The sequence below is a fragment of the Companilactobacillus paralimentarius DSM 13238 = JCM 10415 genome (assembly GCF_001434985.1).
GTDB lineage: Bacteria > Bacillota > Bacilli > Lactobacillales > Lactobacillaceae > Companilactobacillus > Companilactobacillus paralimentarius.
In genome coordinates this window covers 39,925-54,881 of record NZ_AZES01000029.1, presented here as the reverse complement: position 1 = coordinate 54,881, position 14,957 = coordinate 39,925, and the positions used below count along the sequence as shown (strand labels likewise).

General features: G+C 35.0%; 13 protein-coding genes. 11 read left to right on the top strand and 2 right to left on the bottom strand.

The window, feature by feature from the left end; genetic code table 11:
* The first annotated feature begins 331 nt into the window (after positions 1-331).
* The 3 genes from FD33_RS13075 to FD33_RS03515 all read left to right on the top strand — a co-directional run bounded on the left by FD33_RS13075 (position 332) and on the right by FD33_RS03515 (position 3,553).
* A complete protein-coding gene (locus FD33_RS13075; RefSeq protein WP_025084886.1) occupies positions 332-1,339 on the top strand; it encodes a glycoside hydrolase family 73 protein in 1,008 nt (335 codons plus the stop codon).
* A 127-nt stretch (positions 1,340-1,466) separates the two neighbouring features.
* Entirely contained in the window at positions 1,467-2,804 is a 1,338-nt protein-coding gene (gene brnQ, locus FD33_RS03520) for a branched-chain amino acid transport system II carrier protein (protein WP_025084887.1), read from the top strand.
* Positions 2,804-3,553 (top strand): HAD-IIB family hydrolase, encoded by a 750-nt coding sequence (locus FD33_RS03515; protein ID WP_056955766.1) that lies wholly within the window; start codon positions 2,804-2,806, stop codon positions 3,551-3,553. The genes brnQ and FD33_RS03515 overlap by 1 nt, the downstream gene beginning before the upstream one ends.
* A 218-nt stretch (positions 3,554-3,771) precedes the next feature.
* On the opposite strand, the gene FD33_RS03510 is transcribed toward FD33_RS03515, so the two are convergent.
* Entirely contained in the window at positions 3,772-4,719 is a 948-nt protein-coding gene (locus FD33_RS03510; RefSeq protein WP_025084888.1) for a sugar-binding transcriptional regulator, read from the bottom strand.
* Between the two features lie 173 nt (positions 4,720-4,892).
* Here FD33_RS03510 and FD33_RS03505 point away from each other — a divergent pair, with 173 nt between their 5' ends.
* The 8 genes from FD33_RS03505 to citG are packed head-to-tail and all read left to right on the top strand — an operon-like array spanning position 4,893 to position 12,468.
* Positions 4,893-6,041, top strand: coding sequence for an NAD(P)-dependent malic enzyme (locus FD33_RS03505; RefSeq protein WP_025084889.1), 1,149 nt, complete (start codon positions 4,893-4,895; stop codon positions 6,039-6,041).
* Between the two features lie 44 nt (positions 6,042-6,085).
* Complete coding sequence (locus FD33_RS03500; protein WP_373887553.1) at positions 6,086-7,372, top strand: 2-hydroxycarboxylate transporter family protein; 1,287 nt, start codon at positions 6,086-6,088, stop codon at positions 7,370-7,372.
* A gap of 24 nt (positions 7,373-7,396) precedes the next feature.
* On the top strand, positions 7,397-8,392 hold the full coding sequence (citC, locus tag FD33_RS03495) for a [citrate (pro-3S)-lyase] ligase (RefSeq protein WP_227005264.1): 996 nt from the start codon (positions 7,397-7,399) through the stop codon (positions 8,390-8,392).
* Entirely contained in the window at positions 8,382-8,675 is a 294-nt protein-coding gene (gene citD, locus FD33_RS03490) for a citrate lyase acyl carrier protein (RefSeq protein WP_025084891.1), read from the top strand. Before citC ends, citD begins: the two co-directional genes overlap by 11 nt.
* Positions 8,675-9,577 (top strand): citrate (pro-3S)-lyase subunit beta, encoded by a 903-nt coding sequence (citE, locus tag FD33_RS03485; RefSeq protein ID WP_034543961.1) that lies wholly within the window; start codon positions 8,675-8,677, stop codon positions 9,575-9,577. The genes citD and citE overlap by 1 nt, the downstream gene beginning before the upstream one ends.
* Positions 9,567-11,108, top strand: coding sequence for a citrate lyase subunit alpha (gene citF / locus FD33_RS03480; RefSeq protein ID WP_025084893.1), 1,542 nt, complete (start codon positions 9,567-9,569; stop codon positions 11,106-11,108). Before citE ends, citF begins: the two co-directional genes overlap by 11 nt.
* Positions 11,109-11,119: 11 nt before the next feature.
* Complete coding sequence (citX, locus tag FD33_RS03475) at positions 11,120-11,659, top strand: citrate lyase holo-[acyl-carrier protein] synthase (RefSeq protein WP_025084894.1); 540 nt, start codon at positions 11,120-11,122, stop codon at positions 11,657-11,659.
* Positions 11,656-12,468, top strand: a complete 813-nt coding sequence (gene citG / locus FD33_RS03470; RefSeq protein WP_025084895.1) for a triphosphoribosyl-dephospho-CoA synthase CitG — start codon at positions 11,656-11,658, stop codon at positions 12,466-12,468. The genes citX and citG overlap by 4 nt, the downstream gene beginning before the upstream one ends.
* A 130-nt stretch (positions 12,469-12,598) precedes the next feature.
* On the opposite strand, the gene FD33_RS03465 is transcribed toward citG, so the two are convergent.
* The gene (locus FD33_RS03465; RefSeq protein WP_056955764.1) at positions 12,599-14,767 is read right to left on the bottom strand and encodes a SpaA isopeptide-forming pilin-related protein; all 2,169 of its coding nucleotides are present in this window, start codon (positions 14,765-14,767) and stop codon (positions 12,599-12,601) included.
* Between the last annotated feature and the right edge of the window lie 190 nt (positions 14,768-14,957).

Sequence of the window (14,957 nt, the reverse complement as noted above, 5' to 3'; positions counted from 1 at the left end):
ATATAAAGGAGGCGTAAAAAAGCCCGGATGGCGTGAAAAAAGGGGATTATGCTCTCTATTTTTAAAAATTAATTTGGCTACCAATGGGTTTATTCAATTAAACATTTCATTTTTATGGAATTTGTTATCCAATTTCTTTTGGAAAAGATGTAATTGGTTTATTTGATGTAAAAAAATCTTAAATTTCTTAAGAATTTCTTAATGTCAAGTAACAAAAAATTACAATTTATTTTCGAATGTTTAATTCTTGTTACAAAATCCGGGTTTTATTGAAACTAAATTTTGTAAATAGTAATCTATAACTAGATTATTCATTAAGGGGAAACATTCTATGTCTAAAAAAAATCTAATTACAAGTGCCTTGGTACTTGGAACATTGGCTGCGACTGCTACGCCTTCAGTAGTATCAGCCGCTACAACCGATGCAGATTCTACAGCATCTGACACAAATACAGAACAAGTAAATAATAAATCACAAAATAACGATGAAAACGTCATTGCTGGCTCTGACGTAAAAAAGGCTGATACAACTGTTGCCAATTCTTCAATCGTGCAAGCAGCTAGTGAGTCATCATATGCAGCATCAAATGCTACAGCAATCGTGCAAGCTGCTTCAGGATTATCATCTTCACAACAACAAGCCTTTTTAAATGAAGCCGTTCCTATGGCTCAAAAGGCTGCTTCAAAATATAACCTATATACGTCAGTAATGTTGGCACAAGCCATTCTTGAAAGTGGTTGGGGTGCTTCAACATTAGCTACTCAAGGTCATAACTTGTTTGGTATTAAGGGTGACTATAATGGTGCTTTTGTAACAATGCCTACATCTGAATACAGTGCATCAAAAGGTTGGTATACAATTTATGCTAACTTCAGAAAGTATCCTAGTTACTACGAATCATTCTTAGATAATGGTGACAAACTTCGTAATGGTGTTTCATGGAATTCTAGCTATTACAAGGGTACATGGAAAGAAAACACAAGTTCATATAAGGATGCAACTGCATGGCTACAAGGTAGATATGCAACAGCTCCTAACTATGCTTCTTCATTGAACAACATCATCTCAACATACAATTTGACACAATATGATGGTACTGCTCAAACAAACAGTGGTTCACAAGATACCCAAAAGGGCGTTATTACAGTTAGAAATAGTGCTAGTCCTTATGTAAAATTGCTTGCTCTACAAAGTGATGGTACATATTCAGTAATTACTAATCGTGCTTTAGGTAACAACACACCATGGCAAACTGATCAAACAAGAGTTCTTAATGGTCACACTTACTATCGTGTTGCTACTAACGAATGGGTACAAGATACATATGTTGTTAAATAATAGATATGTGAGTATATTTAGACATCCTGATGGATGTCTTTTTTTTGTGAAAATTTAAATATTAGTTGTGTCGAAACGTTGATTTGATTATGATATTTAAATGAGTTTAGTTAAGAGAGTGAAGCAAATGAAAACAAAATTAACTTGGAGAAGTTTATTCTTTATTGGTTCAATGTTATTTGGATTATTTTTTGGAGCCGGAAACCTGATTTTTCCGGTCTATCTTGGTCAACAAGCTGGAAAGAATGTTGGACTGGCTATTATTGGACTTTTGATTACTGGAGTAGGGTTACCACTTCTAGGAGTTGCCAGTATGGGAATTACGGGTAGTAATAGTGTCTTTGATTTAGCGGGAAAAGTTAATCGCCCGTTTGCTTATGTTTTTACAATTCTACTTTATATGACAATGGGTCCGTTGTTTGCCATTCCAAGATTAGCGACAATTTCATTTCAATTAGGAATCGCACCTTTTGTTGATAAAGGACATCAGAGTTTAGTATTATTAATCTTTTCAGCCATTTTCTTTGTTGTAACATGGTTATTATCGAGAAAGCCAAGTAAGTTGATGACTTATGTTGGTAAGTGGTTAACGCCAATTTTTCTAGTTTTACTAGGAATCTTGATAGTGACAGCTTTTATAAAACCAATGGGTAATTTGCAAGCTGTTCCACAAAATCAATATGCGACAAGTCCAATTCTGACTGGATTTACCGAGGGATACAATACGATGGATGCCTTGGCTTCATTAGCTTTTGGTGTTGTGGTAATCGATACGATTAAGTCATTAGGAATCACACATCCTGGTCAGATTGCCAAAGATACCATCAAATCTGGTGTTATCAGTGTGGTAATCATGGGTGTGATTTATGGTTTCTTAGCATTAATAGGAACAATGAGTGTAGCCAAGTTGCCATTAGCTTCTAATGGTGGAGTAACTTTAGCACAAGTTTTCAATTATTATTTTGGTTCGTTTGGTAGTCTATTGTTAGCTTTGATTGCAATTATTGCTTGTTTGAAAACTTCAATTGGTTTAACAACAGCTTTTGGTGAAACTGCTGAAGAGATGTTTCCCAAGTTTAAATATCAAATTACCTTAATTGTAGTTGGTGTAATTTCATTTTTGATTGCTAATATTGGCTTAACAAAATTGATCAACTATTCGACACCCGTTTTAATGTTCCTATATCCTCTGGCCATTGTTTTGATTATTGTGGCAGTTTTAACACCATTGATTGGTGAGTCGAGATGGATTTTTGGATTGACAACATTATTTACAGTTATTCCATCGTTATTTGCGGGAGTGGAGGCTCTACCAGAAACTTTGAAAAGCTCTAGTTTTATTCAAACTGTATTACATTGGAATAGTTATTTACCACTAGCTTCGTTGGGATTGGGCTGGGTAATTCCAGCTCTGGTTGGATTAGTACTTGGCTTTATGATAAATAAATATCAGGAGAGAAATTAATGAAATATATTTTTGATGTTGATGGAACTTTGAGTTTTGATGGTGAAACAATTGCTCCAGTAATCAATTCTGCTATTGACGATTTGATTGCGGCAGGGAATGAAGTTATTTTTGCTTCGGCACGTCCGATCAGAGATCTTTTACCAATGATTCCTACCTTTACGGATCAAAAATTAATTGGTGCTAATGGTGCCATGATTTCAATCGATCAACAGATTAGAGTGATTTCCCAAATAGACCTTAGATATTATGACTTCTTAAAAGATTTGATTAATGAATTTCAGTTAGATTATATAGTTGATGGTAGTTGGAACTATTCATCTAGAATTACTCAAGAAAGTTTTATTGAAAAAATGATTGATCCTCAGAATTTAGCTAAACAAGTTACCCTGGAAGAAATTGTTGAACCGATTAAAACAATTTTTGTTAATTTGGATGACTCTTTGCAAGAAACATTGATGACTCTTATTAAGGAAAAAACGACCTTGAATGCTATTGGTTTAGCTGGTGAGGGAACCGTTGATATTACATCGCAGAATATTAATAAGGCTTATACTTTAGATTATCTCCAAGTTGATAAATTTGTAGCCTTTGGTAATGATCGCAATGATTTGGAAATGTTAGGTGAAGCTCAGCAGAGTATTTGGATTAATAGTAAGCCGTCATTACTGAATTTTGGTAAGAAAACGGATGTTATTTGTGAGGCTAGTAGTGAAAAAGTAGCAAAACTTATTAAAAGCTTTGTTTAATTTATATTGATTATCAGTAGATAGAAAAAGAGTGTTCATATTAACCAATTAAAATTTGGTTGATATGAACACTCTTTTTGATTTGAAGATGAAAGATTGTATAGTAAAAACATTTATTCCAGGTAAAATAATTAGCTTCAAGTCGCGCCCCATGGCGATCCAAGATATTCCTGATTTTTGTGGAAGATGGGAATTAAGCACAAACATACTTTATTTAGCTATTCTAATTCGGCCAGAACTTTATTAGCTGTAGGTTCGTTGAGAATAACATCTGTAAAGTAATTACCGTTCAAAGCAGCTTTTAAAGCTAAGAACTTAAATTTATCATTTACGATTGCTACTCGAGTTGGAACTTCCATAGTCTTTTTGAAACTGATACCGAATACTTTATCGTGCTCATTATCAATTAATAGGTTTCCATCTTTATCAATTGGACGACCGTAAACCAAGGCCGCAATTGAATTAGGATTGATTTTTGGAAAAAGAATATCTTCCGAGTTGTACCAGGAATTAACACTATTAATTGAATCGATCGTTCCCACACTAGTAAAGATTAAGTCCAATTGTTGAGCAGTAGCTAGTGTTGGTTGAATAGCTGGTTCCAAGGCAAGTAAGCGTCTGACCTCTTTGTTAGCTATGTACAATGGAGCATCAATAGTTAAATACGTACCGTTATAACGAACAGCTACTTTTTGAACCATTCGCATTGATCCAGCTAGGGAGTTGTGTTTACCATTTTCGCCGACAAATTGTGTAAAGACCATGTTTTCCTTAGGGACAGATTGAAATGAATCAATTACGTGATAAATTGTGTCTCCCCAAGTAAGGCCAATGATTTTTTTGCCTTTTATTAAATTTTGTAAATATTTAGCTGCAAAAGAATAGAAACGGTCGTCTTCGTGAGCAATATCTTCTGTATTCTTTAAAATGTAAAAGTTGGGATTAGGGAAGAATTGTTTAAATTTGTTTTCCAAATCGTGACTTCGAGCAAATGGCGAATTGATAGTGATTGTAACGATGTTCTTTTCAATAGCTTCATTTAAGTATTTTGAAATCTTATAGCGACTGATATTATACTTTTTAGCAATTTCGCCTAGATTAAGGTGTCTAAGATAATAATCCTGGGCTAAATCGACAAGTAGTGAAGTATCTTTTTCTTGATCCATAATCAAATCTCCTTTGATATATATAAATTACCTTACTTACCAATTAATAGCAATTTTTAAAAAAATTAATTTTTGTGAAATCATTTACATATTTTAAAGTGAAGAGTAATATGATAATTGAAAAATGTTAAGAAATAAGCTATTTTTTTAAAAATTTAAAAGAGACGCAGCATATGAATAATGAATTAATAAAGAAATTACATAGTGCTCATACCGGAGTTCTTGAAATTGATGGAGAATTACCAGTTTCAACTAAAGAAGAGTTAGGTGAAGCATATACTCCAGGGGTTGCTGAAATTAGTAAACTTATTGCTAATGATCACAGTCTTGCTTCTGAATACACTGTCAGTGGGAAATTAGTAGCGATTATAACTGATGGTTCAGCGGTATTAGGATTAGGAAATATTGGTCCTCAAGGTGGATTGCCTGTTATTGAAGGAAAGGCTTTGTTATATAAGAAGTTAGCTAATGTTGATGCAATACCTTTGGCCTTGGACCAAGTTGATGTCGATGAATTCGTTCAAACAGTCGCTAATATAAGTAAGAGCTTTGCGGGGATTCATTTGGAAGATATTGCAGCACCAAAGTGTTTTGAAATTGAAAAAAAGCTTGCCGAGAAAATTGACATTCCAGTTTATCATGACGATCAAGAAGGAACAGCTATTGTAGTTTTGGCTGGTTTGATCAATGCCGCTAAAGTTGTTCATAAGAATTTGAAGGATATGAAAGTAGTTGTCAATGGAGTTGGTGCTTCAGGATTAGCAACAGCCGAATTATTATTTGATAGTGGTGTAAAAAATATTATTTTAGTTGATCAAAAGGGTGTCATCAACAGTAAAGATTCAGCATTAAATGATTATCAATATGATTTATATAAAAAGATCAACTATAAGACAGAAGCAAAGAATTTAGCTGAAGCAATGAATGACGCAGATGCATTTATTGGTTTGTCAGTAGGAAATGTAGTCACTAAGGCAATGGTTTCATCAATGAATGAGGGAATCGTATTCGCCTTAGCTAATCCAAAACCTGAAATTGATCCAGCTGACGCTAAAGAAGCTGGTGCTGCTGTGGTAGCTACAGGTAGTTCACAATATCCTAACCAAGTTAATAATATCTTAGCTTTCCCAGGATTATTTAAGGGCTTACTTGAAAATCATGTAAAACATTTCAGCTCTGACGTAGAAACTAGTGTGGCAGAAGGTTTAGCTTCAATGATTGAATCACCTAAGGCTGAAAAAATCATTCCTGGTGTTTTTGATGATGACGTAGTAAAAACAGTATCTGATGCGATAACAAATTTTGTGAAAAAAGGTGAATAATGATGGAAACGAACTCTATTCCTAATGATGCACAACATAAAAATATCTTTCAGAAGTTTATGGGATTAAATATTGGAATTGTACCAATGCCTTTGTATTTATTGCTATTAGTCACATATTTGTTATTAACAATTACTAAGCAAATGCCTAATGACATGATTGGTGCCATTGGTATTATGACGTTATTCTCTTTTATTCTTGAGGAAATAGGAAAGCACATTCCGATTTTGAATTCATTGGGTGGTAAGGTATTGGTTGTTACTTTTCTACCTTCTTATCTTGTTTACATGGATTGGTTACCAAATAGTACGACCAAAATTGTAACTGATTTTATGAATAACAATAATTTTCTAGCAGTCTTTATTGCATTATTAATTGTCGGAAGTATTTCAGCTATGAATCGAAAGACTTTGATTCAAGCTAGTATGCGTATTATCGTAGTTCTATTGATTTGTGAAGTTGTAGGACCACTAGTTGGTATGGGCTTCGGGATGCTTTTAGGGCTTTCAGCCTATAAATCATATTTCTTCATAGTTGCACCTATTATGGCTGGTGGTGTTGGTGAAGGAGCCTTGCCATTGTCATTAGGTTATGCTGCTATTATTTCAATGGGTCAACAAGATATCTTTGCTCAAATTTTGCCATGTGTTATGTTAGGTAGTCTTGTTGCAGTTATCGAAGCCGGTATTTTAAGACAGATTGGTGTTAAAAAGCCTAGTTTGACCGGAAATGGTCGACTGGTTGAAAGTGACGATAGTGCTGATGAGTTAGGCAGTCTTTCTTCAAAATCTGATACTGCTAATATTACTAAGATGTTGATATCAGGTATCTTGGCTATTACTTTGTATATGCTTGGTGTATGGGTCAACAGTGTGATTCATTTACCAGCACCTATCGTATTATTGATCGTAGTAATGGTTGCTAAAATGTTAGGTTGGATTCCAGACTCCGTACAAGAAGGTGGAAAATCCTTATACAGTTTGACAGTTAAAGGTATTTCTCCATTGTTACTATTCGGGGTGGGTGTTGCTATGACTCCTTGGAAGTCATTGGTAACTGTATTCACAAATGTACCAATGTTACTTACAATTTTTGTTACAGTTACAGCTATTATTCTTGCCGCATTCTTTAGTGCTAAATTATTAGGTATGTATCCAGTTGACACAGCGATTGCCGTATCATGTTGTTCTGGTCAAGGTGGTACAGGTGCCTTAGCAATCTTAGCGGCTGGTGATCGTATGAACTTAATGCCATTCGCTCAAGTTGCAGTTCGTTTGGGTGGAGCAATTACCGTAACACTTTCAATTTTTCTTATGAGATTTTTCGCTTAGGAGATTATGTTGGATACAATAAAAATGGATTTAAGTGACCCTTATTATTATCAACAATGGAAAAAGTTGATTGAAAATGAGGGACTGTATATTGAGAACTTAGATGATATTACAGAGACAATTGGTATTTATGATGAAGATAAGCTGATTGCAACAGGATCTTATTTTAATAATGTTCTGAAGTATTTAGCAATTGATCAGGAATACCAGGGCGGTAATGTTTTTAATAAATTAGTTTCATATTTAATTAGTAACTTGGCTAGTCAAAATATATTTCATGTTTTTGTCTTCACCAAGACACAGTATCAAAGTAGTTTTGAATATTTAGGATTTAAAATGGTAGCCAAAAGTAGATTTTCAACACTTTTAGAAACTGGAGACTACTCAATTGATCAGTACATTTCTGAGTTACCTAAGGTATCGGGAAATAATATTTCTGCGATTGTTATGAACGCTAATCCCTTTACTCTAGGACATCGGTACTTAGTAGAGGAAGCAGCAAAGCAAAGCGATATGGTTTATGTCTTTGTAGTTAGCCAAAATGCTTCTTTGTTCAAGACCTCAGAGCGTGTTGAATTAGTTAAAGCAGGTACTAAAGATTTAAAAAATGTTGTAGTCATAACTGGTGGTGATTATATGGTTAGTTTTGTAACTTTCCCATCATATTTTATAAAGAGTCGCAGTGATGTGGTCACCTATCAGACAGAATTAGATGCTCAAGTTTTTAAAAGAATTGCAAAGTCTTTAAATATTACTAAACGTTTTGTAGGAGAAGAACCATATTCACCTACAACTGAAATATATAATCAATCGTTGAAAAAAATCTTGGCACCTGAAATTGTACTAGAAGTGTTGAAGCGTAAAGAAATTGATGATGACATTATTAGTGCCACAAAGGTTCGTCAGGCCATTGCGGAAGCTGATTTAGAAACAATTGGAAAATATGTTCCAAAGACAACTTTTGATTTTATAAAAATGAATTTAAAGGATTTATTAAGGAGGATTAATAATGGAAATTAAACATACGGCACTAGCAGGTACACTTGAATCTAGTGATGTTCAAATTACTCTTTCTGAGGGTAAAGGAATTAGTATTGATCTTGATTCACAAGTTGAAAAACAATTTGGAAAACAGATTAAAAAGGTAGTTACAGATTTATTAGCTAAATACGATATCAGTGATGTAAAGGTACATGTTGTAGACAAGGGTGCTTTGGATTGTACTATTAAAGCTCGATTAATTGCCGCAATTCAACGTGCAACTGATACTCAAAACGAACAAAATTGGGGGGTACTCGGATAATGGAACGTTTGAGAAGAACTATGATGTTTGTTCCTGGCAATAATCCAGCTATGATTAAAGATGCCGGTATTTACGGAGCAGATTCAATAATGTTTGATTTGGAAGATTCAGTTTCTTTGGCAGAAAAAGATGCTGCTAGAATGTTGGTTTTTGAAGCCTTAAAGAATGTAGATTATGGTAATTCTGAACTTGTTGTTAGAATTAATGGTTTAGATACAGACATGGGAAAAGCTGATATCTATGCAATGGTAAAAGCTGGAGTTGAAGTTATTCGTTTACCTAAGACTGAAACACCTGATGATGTAGTTGAAACTGAAAAAATTATTGCTGAAGCAGAAAAATTCTTTGGCATTGAAAATGGTCGTACACATATGATGGCTGCTATTGAAAGTGCTGAAGGAGTTTTGAATGCACCTGCAATTGCTAAAGCTTCTGATCGTTTGATTGGTATTGCCCTTGGTGCGGAAGATTATGTCACAAATATGAAGACACATAGATATCCAGATGGAGCAGAATTATCATTTGCTCGTAATATGATTCTTCACGGTGCACGTGCTGCAGGAATTGCAGCCTTTGATACAGTTTATTCTGATGTTGATAATACTGAAGGATTTAATCATGAAGTAGAAATTATTCATGAATTAGGATTTGATGGTAAATCAGTTATTAACCCAAGACAGATACCATTAGTAAATGCTATTTATGCTCCAAGTGAAAAGGAAATTAGAAACGCTAAAGCTGTTCTAAATGCTATCGAAGAGGCTCATAAGAAGGGCTCAGGTGTAATTTCATTACACGGTAAGATGGTTGATAAACCTGTTGTCGCTCGTGCAGAAAGAACTATGGCCTTAGCCAAGGCTTCACACTTAGTTGATAAGGAAGGCAATATTTATGTTGAATAAAGTAAATCGTGAAATTCCCGATGAAATTTTAAAAGATAAAAATTATAAACCATTTGAAACAACTGAAATTGGTGATCCAGAAACTACTTATGTGGCACATAAAGTTAAGGTTTCGCAGGGAAATGATAAGTTAGTTGATTCTATTCCAGATGTTATCGCCAAAGTTGGATTGAAGGATGGAATGACAATTTCTTTCCACCATCATTTCCGTGAAGGTGACTTTGTCTTTAACATGGTTATGCAAGAAATCATTGATGAAGGTTTTAAGGACTTAACACTAGCACCTAGTTCATTGACAAACGTTATGAATGACATGGTAATTAAGGCAATTAAAGCCGGAACTGTTACACATATAACTTCATCAGGTATGCGTGGTAGTTTAGGAGATTTCATTTCACATGGTGGTTTGAAAGATCCAGTTGTTCTTCGTTCACATGGTAACCGTGCTCGTTCAATTGAAAATGGTGATATTAAAATAGATGTTGCTTTCTTGGGTGTTCCTAATTCTGATGCAGTTGGAAATGCCAATGCTATTAAAGGTGATGCTGTGTTTGGTTCAATGGGTTATTCACTCATGGATGCCAAATATGCTGATAAAGTAGTGTTATTAACTGATACAATCATGCCTTATCCAAATACCCCTGCAAGTGTCAAACAAACACAAGTTGATTACGTTGTTAAGGTATCTAAAGTCGGAGATCCTGAAAAGATTGGTTCCGGTGCTACAAGATTTACTAAAGATCCTAAAGAATTGAAGATTGCTAAGACTGTTAATCAAGTAATTACACATTCTCCATATTTCAAAAATGGATTTAGTTTCCAAACAGGTTCTGGTGGTGCAGCTCTAGCTGTTAGCCGTTATCTTAGAGAATCAATGATCGATAAGAATATTAAGGCATCATTTGCATTAGGTGGTATTACTAAGCCAACAGTTGATTTACTAGAGGAAGGTTTAGTTAATAAGATTCTTGATGTTCAAGACTTTGATAAGGGTGCCGCTGCAAGTATGGCTAATAATGAAAATCAACAAGAAATTGATTCTTCATGGTATGCTGATCCTTACAATAAGGGCGCTGCTGTAAATCAATTGGGTGTTTGTATCCTATCAGCCCTAGAAATTGATACAAAGTTCAATGTTAATGTTATGACTGGATCAGACGGCGTATTGCGTGGTGCTATTGGTGGACATCAAGATGCTGCTAATGCTAAATTAACTATTATTTCAGCACCATTAGTTCGTGGTAGAATTGCAACAGTTGTGCCAGACGTAACTACTGTCGTTACACCTGGTGATAGTATTGATGTATTAGTAACTGAAGTAGGTATTGCTATTAATCCTAGAAGAAAAGATTTAATCGAGGCTCTAAAGGATGTTCCTGGTGTTCCAGTTTACACAATCGAAGAGTTACAAAAACGTGCCGAAGCTATTGTTGGTAAACCAGAAAAACTAGAATTCACTGATCGTCCAGTTGCTTTGATTGAATATCGAGATGGTAGTTTGATCGACACTGTTTATCAAGTTAAAGATTAGGAGTAAAAAAGATGATTGATATTTTTTCTAAAGGAATATCGCAAGATATAACCCAAATATTAAAGAGTAGAGATATGCGCGTAAAAGAGCAGCTCGTTCTTTTAAAAAAATTGAAGAGTAATCAATCATTAATTAATGCTAAATTAAATATACCTGGTCCAATTAAAAATAATACTTACTTAATACAAGTCTTTTGTGATGGTTTAAAACGATTTCTACAAGAATCAAAAGTTGATTATCAATTAATATGGGATGTTGCAACTGGTCCAGAGGCCTTTCTAATTCTTAATGAATCAGCTGAAACTTCAAAGCAGACTGCTATTGAATTTGAGGACAATGATAATTTAGGTAGATTGTTTGATATTGATGTATTAACGGAAAATGAGGGAGTTCCTCATCCTTTGAGTAGAAATGATTTCCATCAAGCAGGTCGTGAATGTATCATGTGTAATCAACCTGCCAAGGTATGTGCTCGTAGTCGGAAACACAGTGTTAAGGAAATGCAAAATTATATTAATGAGTTAATAAATAAAAATATGGAGCTTCTATGAAATCAAGTAAATACTTAGCAGATGCTGCAATGAAAGCTTTATTGTATGAGGTAAATGTTCATCCTAAACCAGGTTTAGTGGATCCAACTGATAACTCAACACATTTGGATATGGATGTTTTTACCTTTATTGATAGTGCTGTGTCGTTACATTCATATTTTGAAGAATTTGCCCAAGCTGGAATTGATTTTCGTGGTAATGATTTACGTGATCTATTTAAATCGATTCGTCCTATTGGCGTTAGGGCTGAGGAAGCAATGTTTAAGGCTACAGACAATATTAATACTCATAAGGGAGCAATCTTCTCTTTGGGTATAATGTTGGCAGCGTGTGGTTACGATTATGATAATATCCAACTAACTATAAAAAAGATGCTACAGGGTTTAGTTGAAAATGATTTCAAAGCTTTGGATAGTAAGAAAAACTTAAGTAATGGGGAAAAGATGTTTCTTAAGTATGGAGTTACTGGTATTCGTGGAGAAGCTGAGAATGGTTATCCAACCGTTTTTAATAACTCTTTACCGTATCTAAAATCTCAAGCCGACCGTGATCTTAATAGTATGTTGTTGAATACTTTGATGGTCATTGTTTCTAAGTCGTATGATTCTAATGTAGTAAAACGTGGTGATCTTAATTCATTAAAAGAAATTCAGAAATATGCTCAGAATATTCTAAATGTTGATGGCTGTAGTAATTCTGAAGGTACGAAAATTTTAGATGAGATGAATAAGTATTGTAACAAGTACAATCTTAGTCTTGGTGGAAGTGCAGATCTTCTGATAGTTACCATATTTTTATTTTTAATTTAATGTATATGGAATAAATGACCCCTTAGGTGTGCAGGTTTAATTGAAAAACCTGTGTATCTAAGGGGTTTTGTATGTAATAAAAAGCATGACGCCAACAGATGATTGGAGTCATGCTTTTTAGTGTAAAATGTTATAGATTTTTGATTAAGTGTTTAAAGATTAAGAACAAAGCTAAGAATGATCCGATAACTGCCATAAACAAACCACTAGCATTACCAGTTTGAGGGAATTTCTTCTGACTGGCTGCTGAATCTGATTCGTTAGAAGTTACATTAGATGTGTTTCCACTAGTATTGCCACCGTTGTCAGTGTTGATTGGTGGAAGAGCTTCATCAGGATTGGGTGTAGGAGTGATAGCTCCTGGATTTTCTGGTTTTGTTGATGGTTCGGAGGTTCCTGGAATTTCAGGTTTAACGGGAGGAACAGTAACACCAGGGATTTCGGGTTCTTCGGGTTTAACAGGAGGAACGGTAGTACCGGGCTCTTCGGGTTTAACAGGAGGAACAGTAGTACCAGGTTCTTCAGGTTCTTCGGGTTTAACAGGAGGAACAGTAGTACCGGGTTCTTCAGGTTCTTCGGGTTTAACGGGAGGAACAGTAGTACCAGGTTCTTCAGGCTCTTCAGGTTTAACAGGAGGAACAGTGGTGCCAGGTTCTTCAGGATTTTCAGGTTCTTCGGGTTCAACGGGAGGGACAATGATTGGAGGCTTAATAGGATTCTCGGGTTCTGTTGGAGTCTCAACGTCCTTAGCTTCAAGATCTGTTGTTTCATTTTTTGTGATAGTAAATTCGATTGGTTCTTCATTTAATTCATAGCCTTCTGGGGCCTTTGTTTCGACAAAGTAGTATGTTCCGACTGGTAAGCCGGTAACATTGATTTGACCACTTTCATTAGTTGTCAAATCAATGTTAATAACGTTTTTGTTAGCGTCTAATAGATTATATACGGCGCCTGGTAAAAGTTTGTTAACGACTGAATCAACTTTTGTCAATGTAACATTACCAGTGAATGGTTCGTCAGTTTCAGAAATGTTTAGATCCAATGAACCATCAGAAGGTAAGGTAATTGTGATAGGAGTTGGATTTAATTCATAGCCATCAGGAGCTTTTATTTCGGTTAAGGTATATGTACCAAGATTCAAATTTTTAATGTAGATAACACCATTTTCGTCAGTTGCAACGTTGGACATGAGAACTTTGCCATTGCTATCCTTTAATTCATATTCAGCACCGGCCAAAACTTTTCCAGAGATAGCATCAGTTTTAGTAAGTTTAATTGTTCCCACTTCTTCGCCGTTACCAGTACCACTACCACCCCAAGATGTATTGGAGTCAATAGAGTAGTCGCCTTCACTTGATCCCATCGTAGCGTGATTAGTCCAAGTGTTGGTGCCATCAGCATTAGGTTTAACTTTGACTCTGTAGTAAATATCAACAGCTGTTGTAACATTACCAGGGAAGCTAATTTCAACGACATTTCCGTTAACGACTACATTAGGATATAGTTGTTGACCATTGCCGACGAAACCGCCATTTTGGTAAGAACCACCAATAGCAGTTAAGGAACCAGGAATGTACTCTTGGTTAGGACCGAGAGTATCTTTGATGACAACATTCTTTAGGTTATGTTCGTTGGGATTAAAAGCAATGTTCCAGGTTAATTCATCAGGAACGTTATTTGGATCATAGCCAGCAACCCAACCAACTTTATTAAACATCCAATTCTCGCCGTCGTTACTATTACCAGTTTCAGTACCCTTAGCAATGAGGTTTAATGTACCTTTGCGGTTGATAGTAGTATTAGATAATGCGTCGTTGAATGTGATAGTACCAGTACTTTCACCATTTTTGATGGGACCAGTACCGATTTCTACACCATTGGAGTCGTAGATAGGGAATGATAGATTTCCAGAAGCTACTATTCCGTTTGGAAGTTCAAAATCAGCTGTATCGCCAGCGTTGATCTTTACGTCGTCAGGAATACTCCAATCGTAGTGTACATTGAAGTTTAACCATGTATATAAATCATCGTTAGGTCCAATAAGATTGCCATTCATATCGGTCACTTTAGCATCTTCACCATTTAATCCACTGATACCTTCAATAAATCTGGGAGTAATGAGTGGATCAGAAGAGGTCTCACTAGATTGGCTAGTAGAGGGATTCGTAGTTGTTATGGTGGAGGTTGAACCGATTTGTGAGGTTGTTGCAGCTTTTACTGTTTGTCCACTAGGCATAAAGATAAGCAAAAATGTTAAAACCAATCCAATTAAAGTTATATAAAGAAGTGATTTTTTCATTTTAGACATCTCCAGTGAAAGAGTATGTTAGATTATTGATCTGTACAAACTCATTTAAACTATTGTAAAAAAGGGCAATAGGTCAACTTCCTTTCGGTTTTATTTAACCCATTGTATTGAATTATTAAGATACATTCTTTTTTTACGCCTAGAGTATAAATCGTACTTTTAGAATAGTAAAAAAATAAGA

Bases quoted from the DNA above. Each gene is read 5' to 3' on its own strand.
- citC (WP_227005264.1), top strand. From the start codon at position 7,397: ATGGATTTAAGTGACCCTTATTATTATCAACAATGGAAAAAGTTGATT.
- citD (WP_025084891.1), top strand. From the start codon at position 8,382: ATGGAAATTAAACATACGGCACTAGCAGGTACACTTGAATCTAGTGAT.
- FD33_RS03505 (WP_025084889.1), top strand. From the start codon at position 4,893: ATGAATAATGAATTAATAAAGAAATTACATAGTGCTCATACCGGAGTT.
- citE (WP_034543961.1), top strand. From the start codon at position 8,675: ATGGAACGTTTGAGAAGAACTATGATGTTTGTTCCTGGCAATAATCCA.
- FD33_RS03510 (WP_025084888.1), bottom strand. From the start codon at position 4,719: ATGGATCAAGAAAAAGATACTTCACTACTTGTCGATTTAGCCCAGGAT.
- citG (WP_025084895.1), top strand. From the start codon at position 11,656: ATGAAATCAAGTAAATACTTAGCAGATGCTGCAATGAAAGCTTTATTG.
- FD33_RS03465 (WP_056955764.1), bottom strand. From the start codon at position 14,767: ATGAAAAAATCACTTCTTTATATAACTTTAATTGGATTGGTTTTAACA.
- FD33_RS03515 (WP_056955766.1), top strand. From the start codon at position 2,804: ATGAAATATATTTTTGATGTTGATGGAACTTTGAGTTTTGATGGTGAA.
- FD33_RS13075 (WP_025084886.1), top strand. From the start codon at position 332: ATGTCTAAAAAAAATCTAATTACAAGTGCCTTGGTACTTGGAACATTG.
- citF (WP_025084893.1), top strand. From the start codon at position 9,567: ATGTTGAATAAAGTAAATCGTGAAATTCCCGATGAAATTTTAAAAGAT.
- brnQ (WP_025084887.1), top strand. From the start codon at position 1,467: ATGAAAACAAAATTAACTTGGAGAAGTTTATTCTTTATTGGTTCAATG.
- citX (WP_025084894.1), top strand. From the start codon at position 11,120: ATGATTGATATTTTTTCTAAAGGAATATCGCAAGATATAACCCAAATA.